The 7,200-nt window shown below is 65.0% G+C and carries 9 protein-coding genes; 6 read left to right on the plus strand and 3 right to left on the minus strand.

Annotated features, from left to right (window positions below):
• Positions 1-1,013: glycosyltransferase family 4 protein (locus AC1DJT_RS31995; protein ID WP_476835650.1), on the plus strand; the 1,013-nt coding region annotated here is incomplete at its 5' end.
• A 218-nt stretch (positions 1,014-1,231) separates the two neighbouring features.
• Here AC1DJT_RS31995 and AC1DJT_RS32000 read toward each other — a convergent pair.
• The gene (locus AC1DJT_RS32000) at positions 1,232-1,870 is read right to left on the minus strand and encodes a CGNR zinc finger domain-containing protein (RefSeq protein ID WP_441492356.1); all 639 of its coding nucleotides are present in this window, start codon (positions 1,868-1,870) and stop codon (positions 1,232-1,234) included.
• An 88-nt stretch (positions 1,871-1,958) separates the two neighbouring features.
• On the opposite strand from AC1DJT_RS32000, the gene AC1DJT_RS32005 reads away from it, so the two are divergent.
• The 4 genes from AC1DJT_RS32005 to AC1DJT_RS32020 all read left to right on the plus strand — a co-directional run bounded on the left by AC1DJT_RS32005 (position 1,959) and on the right by AC1DJT_RS32020 (position 4,888).
• A complete protein-coding gene (locus tag AC1DJT_RS32005; RefSeq protein ID WP_441492355.1) occupies positions 1,959-2,681 on the plus strand; it encodes an AzlC family ABC transporter permease in 723 nt (240 codons plus the stop codon).
• The gene (locus AC1DJT_RS32010) at positions 2,678-2,980 is read left to right on the plus strand and encodes an AzlD family protein (protein WP_441508145.1); all 303 of its coding nucleotides are present in this window, start codon (positions 2,678-2,680) and stop codon (positions 2,978-2,980) included. The genes AC1DJT_RS32005 and AC1DJT_RS32010 overlap by 4 nt, the downstream gene beginning before the upstream one ends.
• Positions 2,981-3,191: 211 nt before the next feature.
• The gene (locus AC1DJT_RS32015; protein WP_476835651.1) at positions 3,192-4,199 is read left to right on the plus strand and encodes an SDR family NAD(P)-dependent oxidoreductase; all 1,008 of its coding nucleotides are present in this window, start codon (positions 3,192-3,194) and stop codon (positions 4,197-4,199) included.
• A 62-nt stretch (positions 4,200-4,261) separates the two neighbouring features.
• Positions 4,262-4,888: an HAD family hydrolase gene (locus AC1DJT_RS32020; RefSeq protein WP_441492352.1), complete on the plus strand. Its 627-nt coding sequence runs from the start codon at positions 4,262-4,264 to the stop codon at positions 4,886-4,888.
• A gap of 135 nt (positions 4,889-5,023) precedes the next feature.
• Here the strand turns inward: AC1DJT_RS32020 and AC1DJT_RS32025 are convergent, their stop codons facing one another.
• Positions 5,024-5,470 (minus strand): CBS domain-containing protein, encoded by a 447-nt coding sequence (locus AC1DJT_RS32025; protein ID WP_476835652.1) that lies wholly within the window; start codon positions 5,468-5,470, stop codon positions 5,024-5,026.
• A gap of 350 nt (positions 5,471-5,820) precedes the next feature.
• Here AC1DJT_RS32025 and AC1DJT_RS32030 point away from each other — a divergent pair, with 350 nt between their 5' ends.
• Positions 5,821-6,153, plus strand: coding sequence for a hypothetical protein (locus tag AC1DJT_RS32030; protein ID WP_441508148.1), 333 nt, complete (start codon positions 5,821-5,823; stop codon positions 6,151-6,153).
• Here AC1DJT_RS32030 and AC1DJT_RS32035 read toward each other — a convergent pair.
• Complete coding sequence (locus tag AC1DJT_RS32035) at positions 6,150-6,857, minus strand: hypothetical protein (RefSeq protein ID WP_441508149.1); 708 nt, start codon at positions 6,855-6,857, stop codon at positions 6,150-6,152. The genes AC1DJT_RS32030 and AC1DJT_RS32035 overlap by 4 nt on opposite strands.
• Positions 6,858-7,200: the final 343 nt, after the last annotated feature.

The following is a 7,200-nucleotide window of genomic DNA, read 5'->3' on the forward strand; positions in this document are numbered from 1 at the left end:
GCTTGCGCATCGCAATGCTGGCGCCGATATCCTGGCGGACGCCGCCCCGCCATTACGGTCCATGGGAACTGGTGACCAGCCTCCTGACTGAGGCCCTGGTGGAGCGCGGCGTCGATGTCACGCTTTTTGCCACCAGGGACAGCCTGACCTCCGGCACGCTCGCGGGTCTTTGCCCGGCGCCCTATTCCGAGAACCCTGCCATCGACGCCAAGGTCTGGGAGATGCTGCATGTTGCCCATGTCTTCGAGCGCGCAGGCGAGTTCGACCTCCTCCACAATCAGGCGGATTTCGTGCCGCTCGCATTCTCCAGACTGGTCGAGACGCCGGTCGTGACGACGATCCACGGCTTCTCGTCGGACCGCATCCTGCCCGTCTTCAAGACCTATGAGGATCGCGTCCATTATGTCGCGATCAGCGAGGCCGATCGCCATCGGGACCTGCGCTATGCTGCCGTGATTCATCATGGCATCCGGCTCGAGGACTTTCCCTTCGACCCTGATGGCAGCCAGGACCTGCTCTTCTTTGGTCGCATCCACCCCGATAAGGGCGCGGCGGAAGCGATCGCGACGGCGCGGCGGGCGGGTCGGCGGCTGGTCATGGCCGGCATCGTCCAGGATGAGGGCTACCACGCGGCGCAGGTGGTTCCCGCACTCGACGATCGTTCGGTCGTCTATCTCGGCCCGGTTGGCGGGGCGCTACGCACGAAAACCCTGGGCTCGGCGCGCGCGCTGCTTCACCTCATCAGTTTCGAGGAGCCTTTCGGATTATCCGTCGTCGAAGCGCTTGCCTGCGGCACGCCGGTCATCGCCTTCAACCGCGGCTCGATGCCGGAGTTGATCGAGCATGGCGTTACGGGCTTCCTGGTCGACAGCGTMGATGAAGCCGTCGCGGCTGTCGACCGTATCGGAGAGATCGATCGCGCAGCCTGCCGGGCGTCAGTCGCCGCGCGCTTCACGGTTGAGCGGATGGCCGACCGGTACTTGAGCTTGTACCGATCCCTCCTCGGCCACTGACGCCGGATGCKGCGGCGCCCGACAGGGCGACCGCGGTCGACGAGAGCGGGAATGGCAGCGCGCCTTCGCCTTTGAATGGCGCGCCGAATGGTCAGACCACTGCCGCGCTATCGCCCGAGCGCCGGCCTCAGTCCGACGATCCTGTCGGAATTCCAGGCCCGATGGCTTGAACGACGCGCCGGAAGGATCGGACTGACAAGCCCATCGTCCGTCGAGCCTCACCCGCGCGCCTTGCGGCGCGCGTAGTGGGCGCGCGCCTTCGCGCGGTTGCCGCAGCCCTCCATCGAGCACCATTGGCGTGACTGGTTGCGCGTTTCGTCCAGGAAGACCCAGCCGCAGCTCGGATCGGCGCAGCGGCGCAGATGATATCGCCTGCGCGACGCCGCCAGTTCCAGCACCGAGACCGCGACCGGCAGCAGCGGCAGCCGCAGATCCGGCGGTGATCCGCTGGGGTGCCAGTGATGGATGCGGGCGGCACCAGTGTCGACGAGCTGCCCCACGCGTTCGATGTCGCGCAGCAACGCTTCGACCTCGACAAGTCGCGCCAGGCCGGCATGCGCCGGATCGAGGGCCTGTTCGATCTCTCCCCGCAATCGCAGCGCCAAACCGTGGACCTGCTCTGCTGCCCGGACTTTCGCCTCGGCCTCATCCAAAAGCAGCGCGGCGGAGCGCGTGTCGATGAGTTCCAGCCCGGTGGCCCAATGCACCAGTTCGGCATAGTCGTGCAGCCGCTCTGCGCTTCGCGCCGGGTCGCCCCGCCAGGCCGTCGTGTTGATGAAGTCGAGACAAAGCGCTCCCCCCAACGCTAGCGGGGGATGGGTCGCATAGGAGCGCGGGTCGGTGGCCGGCTGGATCAAACCAGATTTCCCTTCTTGCCGGACGTACTTGACAGCTGCGATGGCTGCTCGACAATACTAACCTTGTAAAAGGTTAGAAAGAGTTGACATGGCATCGGGTGCGCGATCGCCTTTCACCCTCTCCGGCTTCAAGCACGGCTTCGTCCGCGCCCAGGCATTGGCTCCCGGCGTGCTCCTCTACGGCGTCGTGTTCGGCATCCTGGCAACGGAGGCACGGCTTTCCGCGCTCGAATCCGTCCTGACCAGCATCTTCATCTATTCCGGTTCGGCGCAGATGGCGGCTCTTCAGGTCTGGCGGGACGGGGCGCAGCTGCTGCCATTATTCGCCGCTATCGTGCTGATGAACGCGCGCTACGTGCTCTATGGCGCGGCACTGCGCCCCTGGCTCGCGGGAGCGCCGCCGCTCGCAAGCTACGGAACCCTGTTCTTCCTCGGCGATGGCAACTGGGCGCTGGCGATGGCCGAGCGGGAACACGGTCAGGACGATGCGGCCTTCGTGCTGGGTTCGGGGATCGCGATGTTCGCGCCCTGGATTTTCGGCACCTTGATCGGCCGCCTCAGCGGCGGCCTGATCGGCGACCCGGCGCGCTACGGCCTGGACTTCATGCTGATCGCCTTTTCAGCAGCGCTCCTCATCGGGATGTGGAAGGGCAAGGCCGATCTCGGACCGGTGCTCGCTGCCGGCCTTGCGGCTGTGATGCTCGCTCCCTTCGTCTCCAGCGGCTGGATCATCGTCGCCGGCGGACTTGCCGCAGCCGCAGCCGGCGCCCTGCTCTTCCGCAATCCGGCCCCGAGCGAGGCCCTGCCGTGAGCCTCGACCAGCGCTTCGCGATCGCGCTCGTGGTGATGGCGACGGCCTCCTATCTCTGCCGCGCCGGCGGGTTCTTCTTCATGCGCTTCGTTGCTTTGACGCCCAGGCGCGAAGCGGCGCTGCGAGCCCTCCCCATCGGCGTCATGACGGGCATCATGGCGCCGGTCGTACTCCAGGGACGCGTCCCGGAATGCGCAGGTCTCGCCGCGGCCATCCTGGTCATGAAAGCGAGCGGCAGCGACCTTGCGGCAGCGCTCGCCGGGGTCGCCGTCGTCGCGCTGCTGAGACAAAGCCTCTAGTAGAAGTTGCGTCCATGCCGGTACAGCCTCGCCTTTCCCAGGTCGCGCTGCGTCGGATACAATCGTCGATCTGAGCAAAAGCCTGTTCCCGCTGCGGGAGGTCGCTGCCCATGGTCATGTCGCCGCCCCCGGCAGTCCCGAGGCGGCCGCCGTTCGTCCCGACGCATTGCCACTGTCCGCCGTGCCGCCCAGAACCGGAAGGGACCGATCGATGGAACGCCGAGATCTGCTGAAGGCCATCGCGCTCGCCTCCTCCGCCGGCGCAGCCGGCGGGCTCTCGCTTGCCACGGAAGCCCAGGCCCAGACGGGCAAGCGCGGCATCGGTACCAGGGACGTCGCGCCGCTCAGCCCGGATTACTTCATCCCCGAGCGCTTCAAGGGCAAGACGCTCATCGTCACCGGCTGCGCGCGCGGCATGGGCGCGCTCGCGGCCCAGCGTGCCGCCCGCGAGGGCGCCAATGTCGTCGGTGCCGACTGGTTGCAGGAACAGGGCTCCGAACACATGAACGCCATCGCGAAGGCAGGCGGAAAGGCGGAGTTCGTCTTCGGCGATATCTCCGACACCGAGACCTGCGAGCAGATGGTGAAGGTCGCGGTCGCTCGCTTCGGCCGGCTCGATTACGCCATCAACAATGCCGGCGTCATGGACGGCGTCTATTCCGGCGCGCCGATCGAATACGAGCGGCAAAAACACCTGCTCTTCGCGCCGATCCATGAGGCCACGGACGCCTACTGGGACAATGTCTTGCGCACCAATGCGACCGGCGTGTTCAAGTCGATGCGCGCCGAGCTCAAGCAGATGGTGAAACAGAATCTCGGCGGCGCCATCGTCAATGTCGGCTCGGTCACCGGGCTAACCGGGTTCGGCGGAAATCCGGCCTATGTCGCCAGCAAGCACGCGGTGACCGGCCTCACCCGCTCGGCCGCGATCGACTATGCCGCCTATGGGATCCGCATCAACTCGGTGAACATGGCCCAGACCGCAACCCCGATGGTCGAGCGCGCGCTGGAGCTCGTGACCAGGAAGCTGCAGGACACAGGCGGCGGCCCGAGCATGAGCATGCTGAAGGCCGACAGCCTGCTGCAGGCGGCCGATTCCCATAAGCGCGACGCGACGCCGGCGGAACAGGTCGCGATCATGCTCTTCCTGCTCTCGGACGAAGCCTCAAACCTCACCGGCGGCACCTACGCGACCGATGGCGGCTGGACGGCGTATTAGAGTGGTGGCGACGCCGCACGCTGCTCCCGCCAGGGGCGATTCCGGCTCTTCTCACGAGCAGGATGCCCGCCTATCCTGACGCGATGCGCTTCAAGGCGGTGATGGTCGATGTCGACGGCGTGCTGATCGTACATCCCGATCCAAGGGGATGGGCGGCTCATCTCGAACGTGATCTCGGTCTCTCCAGGGAGACCTTGCAGGCGGAGTTCTTCGCCCCGCATTGGCCCGACATCATCCATGGCCGTGCTGATCTCCATGCGCGACTTGAGCCCGCATTGGCGAAAATGGGCGCGACAGTGAATGCGGGCACCCTCGTCCGATATTGGTTCGAACAGGATTCCCACGTCGATCGGGACCTGCTGGGACAATTGGCGGAGCTGCGAGCGCACGGCCTGGAATTGCATCTCGCGACAGTCCAGGAGCATGAGCGCGCACGATATCTCTGGCACACGCTCGGCTTCGAGCGCCATTTCGACGCCATCCACTATGCGGCGGCGCTGGGCTGGGCGAAGCCCGCTCAGGGCTTCTTCGCCGCCATCGAGGCGCGAACAGGTTTTGAGCCGCACGAGCTGTTCCTGATCGACGACGCCCCGGCGAATGTTGAGGCCGCAATCGCGCGGGGCTGGAGCGCGGCTCTGTGGACTGGGCAAAGCCGGCTTGCCGACCTGCTGATGGAGTCCGGTTCTTAGGTTGGCATGGGCGTCGAACCGGCAACGCCAGGATGCTGGCCCTGCCATCCCGGCGTCTCCGGGCCAGGAAGCGGAGCTTTGCAACCCCAGCCTCTCGGCCCAGTCCCGGATGAAAAGCCGTCCGGGCTTGGACAGCTAGTGGGCCATGGGTTCGGAAGCGTGCCGCGATGCGTCGCGGGCAACAAGCCGTGTGACCTCGCCGAACAAATCCTTCGGCGCTCTCAGCGCCAAATCGGACAGAGAGAGAATGCCAGTCATCCGCTTCTGCGTGTTCATCACCGGCATGTGATGGATCTCCTTGTCCGTCATGCGGCGCGTCGCATCCCTGATGTCATCGTCCTCGAAGCACCAGGTGATACCCGCCGTCATGACCTTTCTCGCTTTTGTCGTGTTGGGATCGGCCCCTTCGGCGCAGCCACGGCAGGCAAKGTCTCTATCCGTGATCATTCCGATGAGACGATCATTTTCTCCCACGGGGAGGCATCCGATATCCGCGTCGCGCATCTTGCGCGCGACCTCGGTCAGCGAGATGTCCGGAGAGATCCATTCCGCATGCGCGGTCATAGCGTCACGAACGAGCATGGCTACCTCCTGCTCTGCGCGGTTTCAGATCCGAGGCATGTCACTCGCCGTGGGATTGCCTGGTGGTCTCCCTGTCGCGCCGGAATGCGCTGCGACCAGCCGAATACGCTTGCGGGAATACTGCTTCGCGCGCCGAAAGCATGGTCTGGGAGAGGGCTTTGGCGAAGACCCGCCCCAGAGAGCGGCATGCCCGTGGATGATACCGGATCATCGCGGGGCCGGCCAGCATCCTGTGCTGGTTGGCCGGAGTTCAGGCGCCGCGCAGCCGCTTAAGTGGTGTTCAAACGCGCGCATAGCGCCTCCTGCTGGGCTATGATGCAGATGATGGGTCCGACCAGCAGGAGCGGAGCATGATCCACGCGACGTGCCACACAGCCGATGAGGCGATGCGGGCGGAGTTCGACGCCACCCCCTGGTTCGAGGAGGCCGATCCGGCCAGCATTGCGCTTCTCGCCAAACGGGGCTGGTCGACGCCCTGGATCGCCGACGCCCTCGAGGGCCGGCCCGGATATGAAACGCTCCGCGAGCTGATCCGCTATGCCCGAGACCGGCTGGAGATCGAGTCGCGAGAGGACCCGTCCTGGCCGACCTTCGAGTGCCGCGTCGATGGCGCCGAGGCGACCGCATGGCTCGACCGGCACCGATCCGATATCGCTGCGGACGTTCGCCGCGCCGCTTCCTAGATTGGCATTGGCGTCCGCCGCCGAGATCTGGCGCGACGGTCCATCATCGCAAACGGAGCTTCATTCCGGGTTTGGCGCGGCCCGGTCGCGCCAACTGAGCCGCGCCAGCTCAAGCTCACGAAGACGAGCAGGACAACGACCACAATCCTGAGAGAGACGGAATTCAGCAGGAACGCAAAATTGAACGGCGCTATATACTCCCCATTGAAAATAACAGTCCATCTTATGGCCCTCTCACCAAAGTTGATGAACTGATCGTTGCTCAATGACCATACGATCCACCAGATCGTAAATACAGCACAAGCCGCACTTCCGATCGCTATCTCCAGACGGTTGCTGTTGCCTGGGCGCAGCACATCTCCGGACAAGATCCCGGATTGCGCGACCAGAAGGACTGCGAGCACGGCCGTGGCGGCGAACGCAACAAGGCCGGCCGTCGTGAGGTCGGTGTGCAAGGCTGCGAAACACTCCGAAGACAACCGTCGCAAGGTCTGCACATCGCGCCACGCTGCGGGGAAATAAGCCTCCAACCAGCTTTCGCTCGTCGCACGATCCCATGGCAAACCGAGGCCGCAGCGCTGCTGCTCAAATGCTCGCCGCGCCTTGATTCCAAAGACGCTCGTGAACACAAACGAGACGAGGATCGGGATAGCCAAAGCCCATCCAAAGCGGGCCCTTGCCTTACTCTTGGTCGTCTCGCGCATGAAGCAGTGCTGCCATAAGCGGAACCCGGCGCCAAGAGCTCTGGGCATCGCGCTTTCCGCTGTGCGTCAGCCGATGACCAGGTTGGCGTCGAGAGCCTCCTTCCCTGAGTCCCAGGAGCACTGACCCTGCCCTGCACTGCCGATGCGATTGCCCTGCGTGTTGCCGGCTTGACCGCAACTCGCGATTGCAGGACGGTCGGATCGACCGATGGTGATCGGGCCGGCGGAGTTGCATTTTTGAGACCTGCACTTTTGCCGCACGTTTGTGGCGCCCTTACCTTTCCGGCTCCGTCCGCGATCCCCTCGATCCTCCGTCCTGTCACCGTCGCTGCCGGCCCCGTGC

Source organism: Allobosea sp. 05T422_2 (genome assembly GCF_056396265.1).

Excerpts from the sequence above, each read along its gene's own strand:
- AC1DJT_RS32035 (WP_441508149.1), bottom strand. The coding sequence starts at position 6,857 with ATGCGCGAGACGACCAAGAGTAAGGCAAGGGCCCGCTTTGGATGGGCT.
- AC1DJT_RS32030 (WP_441508148.1), top strand. The coding sequence starts at position 5,821 with ATGATCCACGCGACGTGCCACACAGCCGATGAGGCGATGCGGGCGGAG.
- AC1DJT_RS32005 (WP_441492355.1), top strand. The coding sequence starts at position 1,959 with ATGGCATCGGGTGCGCGATCGCCTTTCACCCTCTCCGGCTTCAAGCAC.
- AC1DJT_RS32015 (WP_476835651.1), top strand. The coding sequence starts at position 3,192 with ATGGAACGCCGAGATCTGCTGAAGGCCATCGCGCTCGCCTCCTCCGCC.
- AC1DJT_RS32020 (WP_441492352.1), top strand. The coding sequence starts at position 4,262 with ATGCCCGCCTATCCTGACGCGATGCGCTTCAAGGCGGTGATGGTCGAT.